Raw genomic sequence first — 19421 nt, forward strand, 5'->3', positions numbered from 1 at the left:
GCTTTATCAGCGACGGGCGGTAATCGTCCGCCCGTCTGCTGTTTTCAAGACTAGTGCACCATTAATGCTGATATCCAGCGACTCAACATCGGCTAAGGTCGTCAAAAATACCTTTTCCTGATTCATGATGGCCACTGGACAGACTTTCTGCGTAGTGATGGCAGAAGCAACGTCCAGCCGTTCATTGAACTCATAAGCTGTGCTGTACTGATTACAAGAGGTAAAGCCTGATAAGCGGCCTTGATCATCGAAGGTCATGGTCAGACGTGAAAAATCAATAATGCCTTGCTGATTGATATCCTGAACAATCCACTCCTGTCCAACCAATAAGTCACGGCTGTGCCCTCCACATCCCTGAAAATCGAGATTATCTAAACGGACATTGACCTGATACGGGTAGGGTAATCCCGACATATCGTCACGGCATAGCGTTGCTAAGGTTTCAACTTTGATATAACGAGTGTCTGAATAGGCTTTCAATTCAAAACCAGCATGGTAAATATGCAATTCAGTTTCGCCGAGGACGCTCTGTTTCTGTCCACCATCCCATGTCATGATGACCTGGTCGTATGTGGCTGAAAGAGACCATTCTGGTTCGTGTCCCTGAGCGCGAAATGGGAGTTGTTCGACTTGATCCTGGTTCACAGCAGTGCAGTGACTCCAACTCATATCAGCAATCGTCAAAATGCCCTGATGGCCTTTATTCCAGAAGTTGACCAATTTATCTTTAGACTGGTACTTGCTTCCTGAGGCACTGGGTACTTGAAACAGCATATACAAATCATCATTCATTTTGAGCTGCATGGATTCATTCTCAATAACGGTGGTGATCTGCTGCTCGCCACATTGAAACATGACCGTATGACTGTTTTGATGTTCAGGTGGCTGGAAAGAGATCAAATTGAGCACACCCAGTGATACTTCATGCGTGTCAGTGGGAATCAGATTCAGCTCATCTGTGGTCCAGATTAATTCCCCTTCTTTATTCTGAATAGAAGCACGAAGTGCATAATTTTCATCAGCATTGAGTTGGTCTTTGAACACCTGCAGCTGAAAATCAATAGGCACTTGGCGGTTGCCGAGAGAGATAGTTTTTTCAGCTACCACTTCCCCATTTTTTTGGGCGCTGGTGATGTTTTCGAGTTTAATGATGAGTTTGGAATGCTTGGGTAACGCGATACGTTCGCGATAGCTTATTTTGCCACTGATCGTGAGCTGTTGTTGTTTGAGTGTTTGTTGAGCAGAGTCTGAATCACATCCGAGTAATATCAGACTCATCAACACCAATATGAACAAACGGTACAAGGGCATAATATGTCATCCTGAATCTAGTCCTGAGTATGCATCATAAATGTAACCTGTACAGCCAAGCTATCACATCAAGTCGTCATCCATGACGTATCTTAGATTCAGACTTTGAACTGAGTGATGAGTTTTTGCAAGTCTGCCGCTAATCCGGCAAGGCCCTGACTGGTTTCCGTTGTTTGTGAAGTGCTTTCTGCATTTTCTTCTGCTACTTGGGCGATATGATTCACATTGCGGTTGATGTCTTCAGCCACAGCGCTTTGCTCTTCAGCTGCGCTGGCAATATGCGTATTCATATCCATAATAGAGCGGACTTTTTCAGAGATGGTGGTCAGGCTTTCACCCGCCGCTCCCACTTTGGTGACAGTGGCTTCGACATACTCTTTACCCTTCAAGGTAGCAGCAACACACTGATTTGCTTCATTTTGCAGACGTTCAATAATGGTTTTAATTTCTTCAGTAGACTCTTTACTACGTTGAGCAAGGGTTCTGACTTCATCAGCAACAACAGCAAAACCTCGGCCAGATTCACCGGCGCGGGCAGCTTCAATGGCGGCATTCAAGGCTAATAAATTAGTTTGTTCAGCAATACCCTGTATAACGGTCAGGACCGTGCCAATGTTTTCACTTTCAGCTTGTAAGTTTTTAATTGCATCGGCATTGGTTGAGCTTTGGTCGGCTAACTGCTTGATAGAGCTGATGGTGTCTTTAACTAACAATTGACCCTGACTGGTTTCACTATCTGAGCTTTTAGATAAATTCGCCGCTTCTGCAGCGTATCGAGCCACTTCTTGAACAGTTGCCGTCATTTCATTCATGGCCGTGGCCACTTGTTCACTACTGCTTTGTTGATTGATAACACCTTTTTTGGTCTGTTCAGCGACCACGGATAGTTCTTCTGCTGCGGCACTTACAGTGAGAGCAGAAGTCATGACTTGTTGGATCAATTTTTGAAAGGATGCGGTCATCAGATTGAATGAACGTGCCATTTCAGCAATTTCATCTTTGCCGCTATCATCAACACGTAAACTTAAATCACGATTTTTTTCGACTTCCTGCATGGTTTCAGAAAGCTGATGAAGCGGAATAATAATACTTTGGCTTATTAGTCTGATGAGCCATAGAATCAGGGCAGCCAGTGTCAAAGCAATCACAAACACAGTAATTTTTGCATTTTTAACAGCAGTGGGTATTTCATTATTGATATGTTGCTCAAGCGTATCAAGTGCGCTTTCACTTTGATGAATCGTGCTACGCAACTCACCCAGTAAGCCTGACTCAGCATTCATGCCACGCGTTTCGTAGCCTTTCACTAAAGACAGAAAATCAGCACGATACGATTCTATTTCACTACGGACTTGTTTTTTTACACTACTACTCAGGTAACTGGTTTCCAGACGACGATTGAAGTCGATAAACCCATCTTCAAATTTACTGACATATTTTTTATCAGAGCGAAGCATAAAGTCTTTTTCATGTCTTCTGAGCATTAACATGGCAGCTAATAAACTATCGTCATCGTATGTGTTGATGGTTTCTTCAACCTGATGCACGGCACTACGTAACTTACCATAAAGGCCATCAGTCGGTGTTAAGCCAATGGTTTGTTCAATATTCACTATTTGGTCAAATTTATCACCATATTTAACAAGCACATCATGAAGTTGATTTTCTGATTCATGTGACTGATTCAGTGCGTCGAGACGCTGTCCAAGCTGATCGAGGTTGGTAAGGAAGAGCTGATGAGATTGATGGAACTCATCTTGATATTTCAGCTCATGTCGGTTAAGAAAATCTTTCTCATGGCGGCGCAACATCAGCATATTCGTTTCTAGCTTCACTGCCTGAATCGAAGCTTCTTCCAGTCGAATAATTTTAGACAGGAATATCTGGCCCAAGATAATCATCAGTAAGATTGTCATTCCAACGAGGACCGACAATACAAAGAGTTTCTTTTTCACAGTGAGTTGATTGAGCATGGGGTTTTCCTTGAAAAAACATGAACAGGTCATGTTGATTGACAACGCTAACCAACTTAGCGGTCAGACACTTCATTTCCTTAGCCTTTTTCACTGTTTTTTTATATGATTTTTTTCTTAACTTGGCAGAGTTGCCAATTCGTTAAAGCCCAGTGCCAGACATGGGCTATCGGCATAGCTGAAGATAGGGCTGACGCATCCAAGCCAAGGAAAAAAAGAGCATTAATGAGTTGTTCAGAGGCATCATGGATGGCGATAGCTGGCGCAGCAGTTTGCTTGCTCAATTTCTCACCATGCGTATTTGTTACCAGAGGAATATGAGCATAGCTCGGTGATATCGCCTCTATTTGTTGCTGTAGATAAACCTGACGGCTGGTAGAGTTTAATAAATCGGCACCACGAACAATGTGATTGATACCTTGTTCTGCATCATCAACAACCACGGCCAGTTGATAAGCAAAAAGACCATCAGCACGTTTTAAAACAAAGTCACCAAAATCTGTTTGTAAATGATGCTGAATATCACCATACACTCGGTCATTAAACATCAGATTGTCGCTATCCACGCGTAGCCGCCAGGCTATCTGTGTGCGATTTGATGATAGGCCATGTCGGCAAGAGCCAGGGTAAACCGGGCCTTCTATGCCAGCGTGTGCAATATCTGCTACTTCGCGACGACTACAGTTACAGGGGTAAACACATTGTTTATCTTTTAGCTTTTCAAGATAGGATTGATACAGCTCACTGCGTTCACTTTGGTATATGACCTCACCATCCCATTCAAAGCCATAACCGTCGAGCGTGCTTAATATATCATCTGCTGCGCCTGGCATTTCTCTGGGTTTATCCAGATCTTCCATGCGTAATAACCACTTGCCAGACTGCGTTTTGGCATCAAGATAGCTTGCGACAGCGGTTACCAGTGAACCAAAGTGTAATGGCCCGGTAGGAGAGGGGGCATAGCGTCCTATGTAGTCAGTCATGATGATCGTAATGATTGTCGAATTACTATTTTTGCCACTCAGATTCAGGTATACGTTGCAGGTGAATATGTGAGGCTAAACGTAAAGTCGGACGCAATAGAAATTGAAAACTCCCAATAATAAACAGCCATATCGCAGTTTTTTCATAGACGGGATACAAAAATAAAATACTACCAATCAAAAACCAGATAGCAATCAGAAAGTCATTAAGAATACTGAGCACTTCATAGCGTCGACGAATCTGTAATTGTTCGTGACCTATTGTGAATGTTAATGGACTATCGAGTTTTTTTGACTCAGACATGTTCACCTCAGATATAGACGGACTTTTCAGATGACATTACACACGGCTTGTGTAACTCAAAGCAGTACATTAAATGAAAATTACTTTATCTCTGCAAGTAAGCAGAGCTTAGACACTGCCTGTGAAGGTGAGCCAAATAAGATAAATAAGCCAAGCCGTCAGCACACACCACAACAAGATAATTGCCCACATGACCCAACGGTTTTCTGGAAGCTGAATAGGGTTTTCCTTCGCTTTTAGCTTGCAATCGAACCAAACCTCATCAGAAATAAATTGGATAGCCAGCCAGCAGCCAATGGGTAACAGCAGCAGTTCATCTAACCATCCCAATACAGGAATAAAGTCCGGAATCAGATCGATTGGGCTAACGGCATAAGCAATGACAAGACTAATAATCATTTTACTGATGAGTGGTACATCAGGGCGCTGATAGGCGATATATAAAGCCGATATTTGAGTTTTTAGTGCCTTTGCCCAATCTTTGAGCTGCCCAAAAATGTTCATTCGCGGAGCTATGAGTAGTCAGGGTAGATCAAAAGCAGCAATAAGCGGGGCATGATCAGACAGCTGATTCCATGATGAATGAGGTGGTCTACCGCACAACGTTGGCTCCATGCCCCGATAATAAATGCGATCCATTTTTAACATAGGCATCCATGAGGGCCAGGTGCGTGCATAACGGTTATGCAAAGTGCGGTACGCTTCTTTTAGATGTAAACTCTGTGCCAGACGTTTTTCAGCTTGCCCGGTCCAATCATTAAAGTCACCAGCAACAATCAGTAGTGCACTGTCCGGTACATGTGCCTGAATGCGATCACACAACAAACTAAATTGTTTGCGTCGCTCAATGCCGGTGAGTCCAAGGTGTATACAAATGATATGCAAAATATCGTCTGACCAGGGCAATTGTACTTCACCATGCAACAGGCTACGGCTGGCCCAGGTGAAAGGAGACACATTGATATTTTCCCAGCTGACAAGTGGGAATTTACTCAGAATGGCATTGCCATGATGACCCACTTCGTAAATCGCATTTTTGCCATAGGCATGATGCGGCCAGACATCTTTGGCTAAAAATTCAGAATGCAGACCTTCCGGCCAGGTGTCATGAATCAAACCATGCTTGCTGTGCTCGCCCTGAATTTCCTGCAATAGCATGATATCGGCATTGGTCTCCACCAAGGCATCTCGAATGGGATGCAACGTGAATTGGCGATTGCTGGTGTTAAAGCCTTTATGCAGATTGTAGGTCAGAATGCGGAGCTGGTTTTTCGACATGTATTTAAATCCAATGTACTTGTGTCAACCGAGCACTATCCGGCTTGAGAAAATGAATCTCTATTATGGTTGGCCTGAAAGAAAAATCCAAGTCACAGTTATTGATGGTTTGCTCTTGATTTTAAAAAGCGCCGTCCCCATCTGCTTTCCATGTTCAAACAAATAGCCATACGGAGGCATTTTTTCAATGAGTGTTGATGCACATAAGGAAACGCTAGGTTTTCAAACTGAAGTCAAACAACTATTGAATCTGATGATTCACTCTTTGTACTCCAACAAAGAGATCTTTTTACGTGAATTAGTTTCAAACGCAGCTGACGCAGCTGATAAATTACGTTTTGAAGCGTTATCAGATGATGCACTTTATGAAGATGACGCGGAATTAAAGATTCGTGTTGAGTTTGATAAAGACAAAAATACCGTCACGATCAGTGATAACGGTATTGGTATGACACGTGAAGAAGTAATCGAAAACATCGGTACCATTGCACGCAGTGGTACACGTAAGTTTTTTGACAACTTAACCGGTGACCAAACCAAAGACTCACAATTAATCGGCCAGTTTGGTGTCGGTTTCTACTCTGCCTTTATTGTGGCTGACAAAGTGACATTGAAAACACGTCGTGCTGGTTTGACGGCTGAGCATGGCGTGCAGTGGGAATCGGCCGGCGAAGGTGAGTTCACTATTGAAACCATCGAAAAACCTCAACGCGGTACAGAAATCATCCTACATTTACGTGAAGGCGAAGAAGAATTCGCTGATGGTTGGCGCCTACGTAACATCATCACTAAATACTCTGATCACATCAATCTACCGATTCTGATGGCAAAAGAGCCATTGCCAAATGAAAATGGCGAAATTGATGAAGCTGATAAAGGTGATGAAACCATCAATAAAGCCACCGCTTTATGGACCCTGTCAAAAAACGACATCACTGAAGATCAGTACAAAGAATTCTATAAACAAATTGCCCACGACTACCAAGACCCCATGCTGTGGAGTCACAACAAAGTCGAAGGCAATATTGAATATACCTCTCTGCTGTATATTCCATCTAAAGCGCCGTTTGATATGTGGGATCGCGACCGCATGCACGGTATCAAGCTGTATGTAAAACGTGTCTTTATCATGGAAGACAGCGAACAATTAATGCCACGTTATCTGCGTTTCGTTCGTGGTGTGATTGATACCAATGATTTACCACTGAATGTATCACGTGAAATTCTGCAAAGCAGCAAAACGATTGATACCATTCGTGCGGCATCAGTAAAAAAAGTGCTGAGTGAAATCAGTAAACTGGCGAAAAATGAGCCTGAACAATATGCTGAGTTCTGGAAAGAGTTTGGTCAGGTCTTAAAAGAAGGCCCAGGCGAAGACTTTGCTAACAAAGAAACATTAGCAAAACTGTTCCGTTTTGCTACCACAGAATCTGGCTCGTCAGACCAAACCGTGTCTCTGGAAGACTACGTCAGCCGGATGAAAGACAAGCAAGAGAAGATTTACTACATCACCGCAGAAAGCTATGCCGCGGCGAAAAACAGCCCACACCTGGAAGTCTTCCGTAAGAAAGGTATCGAAGTCTTATTGCTGACTGACCGTGTCGATGAATGGCTAGTAAATTCTCTGACTGAGTTTGATGATAAACACCTACAATCTGTCGCTAAAGGTGACTTAGACTTAGGTGAGTTGGAAGACGAAGAAGAGAAAAAAGCACAGGAAGAAACCGATAAAAACTTCGAAGACTTAGTAGAAAGAGTCAAAAAATCATTGGATGACAAAGTCAAAGACGTGCGTATCACGCATCGTTTAACAGACTCTCCAGCCTGTTTAGTCGCCGATAACTACGATATGAGTATGAATCTTGAGCGTATGTTAAAAGCGGCCGGCCAGGATGTGGCAGGGACTAAACCGATTATGGAGCTGAACCCTGAGCATCCAATGGTGGTAAAACTGAAAGATGAATCAGATGAAAGTCGCTTTACCGACTGGACATCGATTCTGTTTGACCAGGCACTACTGGCAGAAGGTGGACAACTGGAAGACCCAGCCACTTATGTCAAACGTATCAACGAAATTTTGTTGAAGATTGCTTAGTTAAAACACGCATATGCGATAGAATAGCCGGGCAAGTAGTTGTCCGGCTTTTTTATTGGGTGAAAGAAATGTGGTGATTTCTTATCTCCTGATTTGCTAAAAAACGCTCACTCCCAAACTCAAAGAAATAGGTATCACAGCAGTGAAATCAGATTGTTTACAACGGTTTATTTTTGATAATGCAGCGATTCGTGGTGAATGGGTCAATTTGCAAGAAAGTTGGCAAGAAGTCCTAAAGCGTCGTGACTACCCTCAAGCCTTACGCAATGTCTTAGGTGAAATGATGGGCGCGGCAGCATTGTTAGCAGCCACAGTCAAAATTACTGGCAGACTGGTTTTACAAGTGCGTTCTGAAGGTCCGGTTTCTCTAATGATGGTGGAATGCACCAGCCAAAATACCTTACGTGGTCTGGCTCAGTGGGATGGGGATATCGCCGATGATGCCAGTCTGACTGACATGATGGGTGGCGGTACCTTAGCCATCACCATTGAACAAGAAGGCGCAAAACAACCTTACCAGGGCGTGGTTAGTTTACATGGTGACAATCTGTCAGAAACGCTGGAAAGCTATTTTGAAAACTCAGAACAATTAGCCACCAAAATCTGGCTTTCAGCTAATGAACATAATGTGGCTGGCTTATTCTTACAGCAATTACCCAGCGAAGAAAACCAACGAGAAGATGCCCAGGAAGACTGGTTCCGTATCAGCCAACTGGCAGGCACCATTACCGATGAAGAATTGCTGACCTTAGAGTCAGAAACGCTGTTACATCGCCTGTTTCATGAAGAACAAGTCAGATTGTTTGAGCCAACAGATTTACGTTTTTCCTGCACCTGCTCACGTCAGCGCGTTGAAGAAACCATTGCCATGTTAGGGCAGGAAGAGGCCGATGACATTATCGCTACCGAAGGTGAAATCGAAGTCGCTTGTGAGTTCTGTAATCAGCATTACACCTTCGATAAAGTTGATGTCGCCAAGTTGTTTAATGACACCGTTGCTTCAGCAAGCGATCCAAATACCTTGCATTAACAATAACAATTAGTAGAAATAAAAGAGGGGGAGTTAGCGGATGCTGACTCCCTTTTTTGTTTACACGCCTAGACTCTGTAAAAATACGCTTCCTGATGAAGTATGAAGCCAAAATAAACCAGCAACATTCAAGATGACGGTTAACCAAAAGACCATACGAAAAGCTTTCTTTTTGGACTTATGCCGTAATGTCATTTGGCCCAAAATAGCGCCGGGCCAGCCACCGATTAAAGCCATGAGATGTAATGTGCTCTCTTGCGTTCGCCAACGTCCTTTTTCAGCCGCCGACTTATCAATAGCATAAGCAATAAAGGTGATTATACTCATCACTACATAAGCAATGGCTATGGTGAAAGGCATTTTTCCTGTTAAAACTGATATCACGAGTCCAATACTGAACAAGAGTATCAATATGCTTCCAAATGATCGGTTTTTCTTGCTAGCTTGTGGTTTGTTTTTTTGTCTTGAATCACGAGCAAAACGAATATTTTCAGCTCGATAGCGCTTGTCTTTATCTTGCACTAACTCATAGATGATAATGTCACCATACATTGGCCGACGTGTTCTGAGATTGAATGCTTTGATATGAACAAAGGCGCGATCACCACCGCCATTGGGTTCAACAAAACCAAAGCCTTTATCATCATTCCAGTTTGAGATTTTGCCTTGAAACTTCATTTTCTTCCTTGATTTCTTCTCATTAGTTTTTTGATTCTCTTGATTTAATCTCTCTGATTAAATCCCTTGTTGTCCACCATTTAACAACTAAAATCAGCCAAAAAATATTCAACAATAGATTTAAGGGCAGCTTCAATAGATAGAATTTATTCCAACTGTTTATTTTCATTTCCCATAGAAACGTCGAAAGAACTGACAGAAAAAATAAAATGAAAAGATTCATCAGTCCATCTATACCAACTTGAGAAAGCACAGCTACAACTCCAATGAGAGTAGAGAGTACCCCGATAATTGTTTGTTTATTCAACGCTGGTAAACTCACTTTTAGTACGATAGGTTGGAGTAAGGAACGAAAGCCAACGGATAGTTTCTTGATTGTAAACCACACGCTGCCGCGAGGCGTTCATTTATTTTGCATGCCCAAAATAAACGAACCAAACAAAAGGGCACCCGATATTGCCTTTGATCCAAAAATTAGCCTTGTTTGATGGCGTGGTCGATAACTCCCTTCGGTCAGACACTCGACCACTTAATCCATCAACCAAACCTAATTTTTGGCGGCAATAAACGGGAGAATGGAAGCTTTTCATATCCTCGTTTGTGCTGATAAGTACATTGCCATTTTCATATTGTCCAGATAAAAAATTTCATAAAACGACTTGAAATCTGCTGAGTCAAACCTTATTAAAAATAACGTGAGAGGTTGTCATGAAGGGGCCCTCACCATTGATTGTTTTTGTTTTATATTGCTTCTAACGGAGGATATACCATGAATGCAATTGACCTAACCCCTCTTTATCGTAGTAGTGTTGGTTTTGATCGTTTGGGATCACTGATTAACCATGCACTTACTGCAGACTCCACTTCCAGTGGATACCCTCCCTACAATATTGAGCTCATCGAGGACAACCGCTATGCCATCACGCTAGCCGTTGCCGGCTTCACCCAAGAGGAGCTTGATATTCAGGTTGAAAATGGTGTGCTGACTGTACGAGGTGAAAAAGCGGCTAAAGAAGAGCGTAAATACCTCCATCAAGGCATTGCTTATCGTTCATTTGAACGTAAGTTCAATCTTGCTGATTACGTCGAAGTGACTGGCGCCGATCTTTCCAACGGCTTACTGACTATCAGCCTTGTGAAAGAAATTCCTGAAGCGATGAAGCCTAAATCGATTCCGATTAGCCAAACGGTTAACAAAGCTTTGGAACATGATGTGGAAGATAAAAACGCTGACACTTCTAAAGCAGCCTAAGTCATCCGGGGTGCGCGCAAGCGCACCCTTATTTTATCTGAAAAAATATCAAGTTGACTTACGGCTTTATTCTAACTTACTAAAAAAACTGGATATTGTTTCTGTGTCACCTATGTAACACACTTTAGTTTTATAAGTTTCGTCGAACTTGTGCTGATTTAAAAAGGTTCTCCAATGTTTATCAGTAATAAATAAATCAACGTAAGGAAGCATCATCGATGCATGCTCTATATCCATAGGATCTCCAGACTTGATTTCTTGTGGATCTACCATGATTTTTGCATACATATGTGCGCTTATGTTGTTATAAGGAAGGCATGTATTAAATTCAGACTTATAAAAATCAGTTAAATCAGAAATGTCAGTTTTCATACCTTTAAGCTGAGCCAATTCTTTAATTTGCTTTATTAGCTCATATTGGGCAAACAAATCACTTATTTCTCCATCAGTATCTTTATTAGTCTGACCTTTCAACACTTTATTTGCAGATATAATTAGTGCCTCAAGCTCTCCGGTTTGTTCTTTTTTTAATTGGTCAGAGAATTTGACTTTGTTTTTAACATTACGGAGCCGCTGATTATTTAGTTTTTTTAACAGTACTGTCTTTTTTGATTTTTGATATTCCTGTCCTCTAAATACACCATGTTTTACAGTTACAAAAAGAGACTGATTTTGTAATTCTTTTGTTTTTTCTACTGGGTCAGACTCAAACATATCCGTATAGGATAGAATTACTTTTTCTTTTCCCGAGGAATAGGCTTCCATTGCTGCTTTTATCTGAGCATCTTGTATATTTTTGCTGCAGTTACAAGTAATACCTAACCCAAGATCATGGATAGTATTCATCCACTCGTCTCTGTTAATCCAGACCTCTTGCTCTTGACTAGATAGTGGACAAATAACTTTACCTTCTCTAGTAGCAAATTTAATATCGTTATAAAGCGTTCTAATACGTTTTAATTGACGTTGATCTAATTGTTTAGGGTTAACTCTAGCAATGGTCATATTCGTTATTATTGAAGTATCTATCCAAACAATTGGAATTGCAGATTTTTTAATAACAAATGACACCATCAAAAATCACCTTTTGCAGCTAACAGAAAAATTAATCTGGTCAGAATGTTTGATTTTGTTTCTTTATTTTCAAGCTTCTCTTTTCAGAAACTATCTCTATTCTTCCACTAGTAACACATCAGGTTTCTGTATCGGCATTTTCTGGATGAAAATTTTCGCTACCGCGTGCCGAGAGAAAAGTACCGAATGCCTGCAAGCTGGGGATATGTTCACAAAAGGTGCGAACAGCGACCAACAACGGTACTGCGACAAGCATACCCACAATCGACCAGAGCCAGGCCCATAATGCGACCGAGAGGAAAATCACGACGGGGTTCATTTCTAAACGCCGACCAACGAAATAAGGCGTGGCAAGCTGTCCTTCAATAATCGTTAGCGTCAAATAGGCTAAGGCCGGCAGCAGCGCGGCAACGGTATGGTCAAAGGTAAGCAAACCTACGAGGGCCGCGATCACAACGCCAACAATAGCGCCAAGATACGGCACAAAGTTAAAGGCGAACGCTAACACACCAAAGAGGATGGCATTTGGCATGCCCAGCAGCCACATTGATACGCCAACCGCTATACCAAGCACAGCATTAATAAGGGTGATCGTGAATAAGTAATTCGACAACTTGCGTTCGATGTCATAGCTAATTCTGACTGCGTTACGCTTATCTTTAAACGTCGGCATAATGTGAACTAGCTTTTCGTAAAACATATCACCTGAAGCCAGCAGAAAGAACAGCAATACTAGGGTGAATACCATTTGCGCCAGAATTTCAGGCACCGAAGTAGCGAGTTTGACAAGCACTCCTGGCTCGCGTGGTGAGACCTTTTGTACTTGCTCTGTCTCGTTTTCCAGAGAGGCGATCTGCTCAATCTGCTTACCGGCATCAATGACCTCTTTCGCTGACTGGTTGGCACCACGCAATTTCTGTTCAATTTTAAAGCCGATGGTGGGGGCTTCTTTAATCCAACTCTGTACAGGATCAGCGAGCGTACTTAAGCCCAAGCCTATTAGTGTCATCAGTCCACTGACAATAATAAATGCGGAGACAGCTGGTGGTAGTCGACGGCGCTCAAGGAAACGGCGCACCGGACTAAACACTAGTGCCAGTAACACGCCAAGCGCTACCGGCACGAGAAAATCACGAGCGTGAGCAACACTGCCCAGTAATAGCAGTAAAAATATACCGACTATTGCCCAGTGTGAACTTGACTTAAATATGTTGGTGGCAGGTATATTGTTTGACACTAACTCGGGGCTGGCATCTGCTGGCATGGTGTGGTTATTTTGTATATCGTCTGACATCTCAGCCTTGCCTCAAGTCGAAACCAATTGGGTCATTGTGTTTGATATTTTGTCTAGATTTCATATAACTCTTTTCTGTTCAATATTTCTATTTTTAGTTGATACGTAGCATGCCAGATTTTTAAATGTATTTGGAAAAAATAGAATCACTCTTTTCATCTCAGGAAACTCTCAAACTTACTCACTTGATTGAATTAGGAGACTGAATGCCAGTGTTTTCATATTAGTTATTAAATAATAATGATTTGTGTTTAGATTTTATGATCTGTAAAGTGCTGTCATTTTTTAAATAACAAATCATGAGATAAGACATATGAAACGGAGCACACGATATGCCATTAGCTTGTCATTGGTCTCGCTGTATGGTGGTTTAGCGAATGCAGAACCAGCTCAACAAACGTTAGAGTCTAGCGAAACAATTAGTCTGGATTCATTGCGCATTTATGGCGAACCAGAGGAAACCAAATCAGCAACAAAACTGGATTTAACCATCTTTGAAACGCCTCAGATTGTCTCGGTTATTTCACAAGATCAGATTGAAGATTTTGCCTTAAATGAGGTGAATGACTTACTGAAATATGTGCCGGGTGTGACGGTGGAGCAGGTAGAAACGGGTCGAACGTACTACACCGCACGTGGTTTTGATATCGTTAACTTTCAGTATGACGGCATTGGTGTGCCTTTTTCATATGGTTTGACACAAGGTCACGATGACACCGCGATGTATGAAAAAGTGGAGGTCATTAAAGGGGCGAGTGGTCTGATTACTGGTTTAGCTAATCCTTCGGCCACCATCAATTTTGTGCGTAAACGCCCCACTGATGAATTTCAGGCATCAGCTAAAGCCTCTTATGGTTCATGGAATACTCGTCGTGTTGATGCCGATATTTCCGGGCCTATTAATGATCGCGTTCGTGGTCGCTTAGTCGTTGCCAAAGAAAAAGGAGATTCATACCTTGATCGCTACTCCACAGACCGTGATGTCTTTTACGGCATTGTTTCAGCAGATCTGACGGACAGCACTGAGCTAACTTTTTCTCACAGTGTGAACGACCATCATAGTGATGGTAACTCATCAGGAGCATTACCACTTTTCTATAGTGATGGCACATTGACCGATTACGATGAGTCAACCAATACGGCGCCTAGCTGGGCTCAGCAAGATGTGAAACAAACTCGAAGTTTCATCGAGTTGGAACAAAGAATAGGTGATGATTGGGCAATCAAAGCCATGTACACCCAAAACAAACAAGAAAAGCAATGGAACTCACTGTATTTAGCCGGCAATCCTGATCCAATTACAGAGTCAGGTTTGACTGCTCAGGCCAGTGATTACAAAGCGCAGGACAAAGAAAAAATATTTGATTTATATGTGAGCGGTAAGTTTGAGTTAGCTGGCAGAGAGCAAGAAGTGGTTGCAGGGATTAATGTCGCAGATATCCAGCTGACTGGACGTTCAGTTTATTCAAGTACATGGAATTATGATCCCATTGGTGGCAACTGGTCAGCTGGGTTGACACCAAAACCAGTATTTGATGTTTATGATGCCTCCCAACAATCTACCGATATCGATCAAGAACAAGATTCCGCTTACTTTTCAACTCGCCTGCGACCAACTGACAGACTGTCTGTATTGCTAGGAGCACGCACCGTGAAGATTGATCAGGATGGGATAAGTTATGGTGCACCTCAAAAAGTGTCCGATACTGAAACCGTGCCTTATGCGGGTTTAACGTATGAAGTGATTGACGGCACGATGCTTTATGGCAGCTACAGTGAAGTATTTAAAGCACAAACTTGGGTTGATGCCAGTCTGGCACCACTGGGTCCTGTAAAAGGGGAAAGCCGTGAGTTTGGTATCAAGCAGGAGTTTAATGATGGCAATGCTGTATTGACCCTTGCACGCTTTGAATCTGAACAAGAAAACTTTGGTGAATATGTGACACGTAACGTGGCAACAGGCCTGAATATTTATCGTGGTATTGAGTTACAGAGTAAAGGTTATGAGATCGAGTTATCTGGAGAGGTTCTCGACCGCCTGAATATGAGTGCAGGTTATACCTATCTTGATATGGAAGATGAAAACGGCGATGACACGCGCGTCTTTATTCCAACCAAGCAATTTAAGTTAGCAGCTAGCTATCAAGTTCCTTACTTTAACGGATTAAATGTGGGCGGTGGTGTTCGTTGGCAGAATGAAATTTACTATGGTGATACCGAAGTTCAGGGAAGTTATGCTTTAGTCGACTTATTTGCTCAATATCAGCTAAATAAAAATGTCTCTGTAGCACTGAACTTATATAACGTCGGTGATGAAAAGTACCTGGAAAGTCCTCAATGGGGACAGGCTAATTACGGAGCGCCAAGAAGTGCCATCGGTTCAGTCACTTGGACGTATTAATCTTTAAAAACAGGGCATCATTTGATGCCCTGATTTATTAAGATGGTTTATTTTTTCAACTTCCAGTCTTTACGAATCCAATGACAGGTATAACCATTGGGGTAATGCTGTAAATAGTCCTGATGTTCGGGTTCGGCTTCGTAAAATGGACCGGCTTTAGTGACTTCGGTGGTGATAGGGCCGGGGAGAATGCCGCTGGCATCAAGTTCTTTTATTAATTCATCGGCGACTTTGGCTTGTTCACTGTTTTCCACAAAAATAGCCGAGCGATAACTGTCACCGATATCATTCCCCTGACGGTTTTTGGTGGTGGCGTCATGCACCATAAAGAAAAACTCCAGGATGTCACGGTAGCTGGTTTGTGAAGAATCAAACATCACTTCAATCGCTTCAGCATGACCAGTGTCGCCTTGTTTTACATCTTTATAAGTGACATCAGGCACATGGCCGCCAGTGTAGCCAACACGGGTATTAATCACGCCGGGTTGGTGACGGAACAGTTCTTCCATTCCCCAGAAGCAGCCACCGGCCAAGATAGCTGTTTCAATCGTGTCGGTATCCGTTGATTCGTCATTGTCAAACAAGGGCAGGTAGTCAGCGTAACCTTCAGCAGCTAATTGGTCTTGGGGGATGAAGCGTAAGCTGGCCGAGTTAATACAGTAACGCAAGCCACCATGTTCTTCTGGCCCATCAGGGAAGACATGACCCAGATGCGAGTCACCGTATTTCGAACGCACTTCGGTTCTGACCATACCTAGTGTGTCATCACTATGCTCAGTGATATTGTTGGCGTCGAGTGGACGGGTAAAACTAGGCCAGCCAGACATCGAGTCGTATTTATCTAACGAGGTAAATAAAGGCTCGCCAGACACTACATCTACATATAAACCTGGCTCTTTGTTATCCCAGTAAGCATTGTTAAAAGGCGGTTCGGTACCACATTGCTGAGTAACATGATATTGCAGTTCATCAAGCTCAGAAATGGCCGCGTCATTTTTATGGTATATCTTCGTCATATTCATCCTTTGATTGTTATGCTCTGCGTGTATTGACACATAAATGTTGTGAAAGTGGCATAAACAAAATTTACTTGAACGTGTTTATTTCCATTAACAACTCCGGCCAGTGTTCCGCCCAGCAACAGTGATGAGTCATGCCAGTAATCACTCTGACTTCAGGCTGTTGCGCGTCAGGAAAATGTTGCTGATACGATCTGGCAATTGCCTCAGGCATGATCTTGTCTTCACTACCAACAAAGTGAATTTGTGGAACATCAGTGAGTTTTTGCCATGCATCTGCCGGGTTAAGTGAGTCTGTTAACGCTGAAATATGCTGCATTTCTGTCCAGGCTGTTGTATCAAGATTACCTGTCACGGTGACCAATTGGTCGACATCATTTCGTTCAGAGGCTAATAGAGTAGCGATGGCACCACCACCTGAGTAACCAATTAGGCGTAGCGATGAAGCCTGAAACTGATTTTTGAGTTCAGTCACAGCTTGATTCATGGATTCTACAACCTCGGTTGAAAATCGGGCTGAGGTCCATAGCTTTTTGTCACAACTGTCTGACTTCACATACTGACAAGGGCGAGCCAGATAGACCGCTTGTTTATCTTGAACTGCGAGTTTGAGTACCAGCGGATCGACCGGGGTGGGATCAGAAGATATTTTTCGACGGCTTAACCAGGCTAAACCATCACCTTCAATATAAATTGTTAAACGTTTTGATGGTTTGCTATTTTTAGGAACAAAGCTTTGCAAATGAAATGAAGACGTGGTGAGGATTTGTGATTGCCAGCCCTGGCTGTTAGCCAAGTGTAATGCAGTATCCGAGCGGTTTTGTGTCGTCGGTATCGAGGAACATGCCTGAAGCAGCAATAAAAAAGTGAACCAAACAATATGTCGAGAATTCAAAACTGGCCTCTTTCTGACACTGAAATAATGAGTGAGACACTAACATACCTAATCAGAATGGTGGTTGCCTTAACAAGCGTTTTTTCGGCTTAAAAATAATTTAGGGCCAGTGCAAACACGCCATATTAAGTGTTTACACTGACCCTAACTCAGGTCTCTAAATGACAACCAAATTAGGCTGCTTTAGCCCCTCTCAGACGTGAACGGCCAGCCCACATACCTACTAAACCAAAAGCAAACAGAGGCAGTGCTGCTGGTAATGGTACAGCGCTTGGGTTAGAGAACTGGCTAGCAAGATACTCAGTAGAGAACATGCCATCACCACCGAAGCCCCATGATGAGAAGTTTTTGAACTTACCTGATAACAGTTCGCCACTATCCACACCTAATGATAAGTAGACGAGGGCATCAGAAATCTCAAATGACAAAATATCTGACAGCTCGAAATCATTGAAGAAAATGCTGTTGATACCTTCACCACCGTCAAAAATGCCTGTGCTTAATAAGCCTGATGTGGACGTCAGTCCATCAACAACGACTTTATCGTCACCACCACCAAATATCACATCGCCCGCAATTTCACTGTTGCCAGTCAGTGTCAGGCTGCTGTTGCCTTGGTTAGGCGCAAATTGAATAGCGGTGCCTGAGCGGCCGACTAAAGTGCCACTGTTCGTTACCGTCACTTCAGATGTAGCGGCTTCGTCTGCACCAATGGCATGGACACCCTCGATGTAACCTTCATTAACAATAGTCAGGGGACCTGCGACACGGTCATCACCTTTGGTCGGTTCGAATAAAGGATCGATGTCGATACCATTACCACCATTGAGTGAGTCACTGGTTGTGCCGGTAGAAACGATGACGCCTGTAGCATGGTTATGTACTTTACCTTCGTCAATATCAATACCGTCGTCCGTGCCTAGAATGACACCGTAGTTATCTGCTGTACCGCCGGCAAATTGCACACCGTCTTCATCATCGGTCGCGCCAGCATTTGTCCATGTTTGAGTGCCTGCATCCCATGACAAACCATTCAAAGCGATAGTGCCGTGATTTTCAAGTGTGAAGTCTTCACGTGCTTCGATGACTTCTTCATCACCACGTAAAGTGCCGTAGTTCACGACTGTTGTGCCTGGGCCGCGGCTTTGAATAGCACGTCCCTTTTCACTTTCAATAAGGCCGTAATTGGTGATGCTGGCATTTTCCAATTCGGCATCGTTATCTAATCTGACGGCCTGATTCTCAGCTGAAATGATGCCTGTTTCACGGTTAATTAACGTGAAGTTGTCAGCATCGTCCTGCAGACGAACGCCACGGTCACCACCAATAATGGTGCCTGAGTTATCAACGGTCAGGTTGTTGCCTTTACCGCGAATCGCATCATCATCGCCGCTTTCGATAAGGCCATAGTTGACGATAGATTGGTTTGCACCTTCCAGTTGCACTGGACGATCATTGGCATCAACCAGCTCTGCACCGTTTTCAACGGTCACAGATAAATTGTCGCGGTCGTCATCAATATTATTGCTGTCTGTCGCAGTACATAGCAGAGTGGGTGAGCCGCTTGTGCCACCTTCAACACAATCCGCCGCCATAGCCGGTGCATTGTAGAGTGCTGCTAGCATCGAAACAAAAAGTAGTTTGTGTGTGTTTTTCACGTTACCTCCAGGTCAGATAATGGATATCGATGGCTAGAGTAGTGATGCTTTATGACAATGTTATGAATTTTGGAATTAATGTGAGTTATGACACAAATGAGAAAAATAAAATATGCTAGCGAATATAAATTTTAAGTGTGTATCAATGATGCTTTTGTCGAAAACAATTCGATGAG

General features: G+C 42.9%; 16 protein-coding genes. 4 read left to right on the forward strand and 12 right to left on the reverse strand.

The features are described from left to right. Window positions 1–6: 6 nt before the first annotated feature. The 6 genes from B3014_RS07140 to B3014_RS07165 form a co-directional block, all read right to left on the reverse strand. Window positions 7–1311, reverse strand: a complete 1305-nt coding sequence (locus tag B3014_RS07140) for a YbaY family lipoprotein (protein WP_289243330.1) — start codon at window positions 1309–1311, stop codon at window positions 7–9. Window positions 1312–1409: 98 nt separating this feature from the next. Next, entirely contained in the window at window positions 1410–3284 is a 1875-nt protein-coding gene (locus tag B3014_RS07145) for a methyl-accepting chemotaxis protein (protein WP_289243331.1), read from the reverse strand. 101 nt (window positions 3285–3385) lie between these two features. After that, window positions 3386–4267, reverse strand: a complete 882-nt coding sequence (gene gluQRS, locus B3014_RS07150) for a tRNA glutamyl-Q(34) synthetase GluQRS (RefSeq protein WP_289243332.1) — start codon at window positions 4265–4267, stop codon at window positions 3386–3388. A gap of 25 nt (window positions 4268–4292) precedes the next feature. Continuing rightward, entirely contained in the window at window positions 4293–4571 is a 279-nt protein-coding gene (locus B3014_RS07155; protein WP_286304101.1) for a YrhK family protein, read from the reverse strand. Between the two features lie 108 nt (window positions 4572–4679). Beyond that, entirely contained in the window at window positions 4680–5075 is a 396-nt protein-coding gene (locus tag B3014_RS07160) for a YkvA family protein (RefSeq protein WP_289243333.1), read from the reverse strand. An 18-nt stretch (window positions 5076–5093) separates the two neighbouring features. Beyond that, window positions 5094–5849 (reverse strand): endonuclease/exonuclease/phosphatase family protein, encoded by a 756-nt coding sequence (locus B3014_RS07165; protein ID WP_289243334.1) that lies wholly within the window; start codon window positions 5847–5849, stop codon window positions 5094–5096. Between the two features lie 187 nt (window positions 5850–6036). Here B3014_RS07165 and htpG point away from each other — a divergent pair, with 187 nt between their 5' ends. Together htpG and hslO are read left to right on the forward strand one after the other, a co-directional pair. Then, window positions 6037–7944 carry a molecular chaperone HtpG gene (gene htpG, locus B3014_RS07170; RefSeq protein ID WP_289243335.1) on the forward strand — a complete coding sequence of 636 codons (1908 nt, stop codon included), beginning with the start codon at window positions 6037–6039 and terminating at the stop codon, window positions 7942–7944. Window positions 7945–8086: 142 nt separating this feature from the next. Continuing rightward, a complete protein-coding gene (gene hslO, locus B3014_RS07175; RefSeq protein ID WP_289243336.1) occupies window positions 8087–8974 on the forward strand; it encodes an Hsp33 family molecular chaperone HslO in 888 nt (295 codons plus the stop codon). Window positions 8975–9034: 60 nt separating this feature from the next. Here hslO and B3014_RS07180 read toward each other — a convergent pair whose 3' ends face one another. Then, the gene (locus B3014_RS07180) at window positions 9035–9652 is read right to left on the reverse strand and encodes a cold shock and DUF1294 domain-containing protein (protein WP_289243337.1); all 618 of its coding nucleotides are present in this window, start codon (window positions 9650–9652) and stop codon (window positions 9035–9037) included. Window positions 9653–10421: 769 nt separating this feature from the next. Between B3014_RS07180 and B3014_RS07185 the strand changes: the two genes are divergently transcribed. Continuing rightward, a complete protein-coding gene (locus B3014_RS07185; RefSeq protein ID WP_349675871.1) occupies window positions 10422–10904 on the forward strand; it encodes an Hsp20 family protein in 483 nt (160 codons plus the stop codon). A gap of 66 nt (window positions 10905–10970) precedes the next feature. On the opposite strand, the gene B3014_RS07190 is transcribed toward B3014_RS07185, so the two are convergent. Next, window positions 10971–11978, reverse strand: a complete 1008-nt coding sequence (locus B3014_RS07190; RefSeq protein ID WP_289243338.1) for a hypothetical protein — start codon at window positions 11976–11978, stop codon at window positions 10971–10973. 118 nt (window positions 11979–12096) lie between these two features. After that, on the reverse strand, window positions 12097–13272 hold the full coding sequence (locus tag B3014_RS07195; RefSeq protein WP_289243339.1) for an AI-2E family transporter: 1176 nt from the start codon (window positions 13270–13272) through the stop codon (window positions 12097–12099). Window positions 13273–13585: 313 nt separating this feature from the next. Here B3014_RS07195 and B3014_RS07200 point away from each other — a divergent pair, with 313 nt between their 5' ends. Further along, window positions 13586–15673: a TonB-dependent siderophore receptor gene (locus B3014_RS07200; protein WP_289243340.1), complete on the forward strand. Its 2088-nt coding sequence runs from the start codon at window positions 13586–13588 to the stop codon at window positions 15671–15673. A gap of 47 nt (window positions 15674–15720) precedes the next feature. Here B3014_RS07200 and B3014_RS07205 read toward each other — a convergent pair whose 3' ends face one another. The 3 genes from B3014_RS07205 to B3014_RS07215 form a co-directional block, all read right to left on the reverse strand. Beyond that, window positions 15721–16689, reverse strand: coding sequence for a bifunctional methionine sulfoxide reductase B/A protein (locus B3014_RS07205; RefSeq protein ID WP_289243341.1), 969 nt, complete (start codon window positions 16687–16689; stop codon window positions 15721–15723). A 70-nt stretch (window positions 16690–16759) separates the two neighbouring features. Beyond that, entirely contained in the window at window positions 16760–17587 is an 828-nt protein-coding gene (locus B3014_RS07210; RefSeq protein ID WP_289243342.1) for an alpha/beta fold hydrolase, read from the reverse strand. Between the two features lie 173 nt (window positions 17588–17760). Next, window positions 17761–19245: a hypothetical protein gene (locus tag B3014_RS07215; protein WP_289243343.1), complete on the reverse strand. Its 1485-nt coding sequence runs from the start codon at window positions 19243–19245 to the stop codon at window positions 17761–17763. Window positions 19246–19421: the final 176 nt, after the last annotated feature.

It is taken from the genome of Methylophaga sp. UBA678, from assembly GCF_002299105.1.
Lineage (GTDB): Bacteria > Pseudomonadota > Gammaproteobacteria > Nitrosococcales > Methylophagaceae > Methylophaga > Methylophaga marina.

Excerpts from the sequence above, each read along its gene's own strand:
- B3014_RS07140 (WP_289243330.1), bottom strand. The coding sequence starts at position 1,311 with ATGCCCTTGTACCGTTTGTTCATATTGGTGTTGATGAGTCTGATATTA.
- B3014_RS07145 (WP_289243331.1), bottom strand. The coding sequence starts at position 3,284 with ATGCTCAATCAACTCACTGTGAAAAAGAAACTCTTTGTATTGTCGGTC.
- gluQRS (WP_289243332.1), bottom strand. The coding sequence starts at position 4,267 with ATGACTGACTACATAGGACGCTATGCCCCCTCTCCTACCGGGCCATTA.
- B3014_RS07155 (WP_286304101.1), bottom strand. The coding sequence starts at position 4,571 with ATGTCTGAGTCAAAAAAACTCGATAGTCCATTAACATTCACAATAGGT.
- B3014_RS07160 (WP_289243333.1), bottom strand. The coding sequence starts at position 5,075 with ATGAACATTTTTGGGCAGCTCAAAGATTGGGCAAAGGCACTAAAAACT.
- B3014_RS07165 (WP_289243334.1), bottom strand. The coding sequence starts at position 5,849 with ATGTCGAAAAACCAGCTCCGCATTCTGACCTACAATCTGCATAAAGGC.
- htpG (WP_289243335.1), top strand. The coding sequence starts at position 6,037 with ATGAGTGTTGATGCACATAAGGAAACGCTAGGTTTTCAAACTGAAGTC.
- B3014_RS07180 (WP_289243337.1), bottom strand. The coding sequence starts at position 9,652 with ATGAAGTTTCAAGGCAAAATCTCAAACTGGAATGATGATAAAGGCTTT.
- B3014_RS07185 (WP_349675871.1), top strand. The coding sequence starts at position 10,422 with ATGAATGCAATTGACCTAACCCCTCTTTATCGTAGTAGTGTTGGTTTT.
- B3014_RS07190 (WP_289243338.1), bottom strand. The coding sequence starts at position 11,978 with ATGGTGTCATTTGTTATTAAAAAATCTGCAATTCCAATTGTTTGGATA.
- B3014_RS07195 (WP_289243339.1), bottom strand. The coding sequence starts at position 13,272 with ATGTCAGACGATATACAAAATAACCACACCATGCCAGCAGATGCCAGC.
- B3014_RS07200 (WP_289243340.1), top strand. The coding sequence starts at position 13,586 with ATGAAACGGAGCACACGATATGCCATTAGCTTGTCATTGGTCTCGCTG.
- B3014_RS07205 (WP_289243341.1), bottom strand. The coding sequence starts at position 16,689 with ATGACGAAGATATACCATAAAAATGACGCGGCCATTTCTGAGCTTGAT.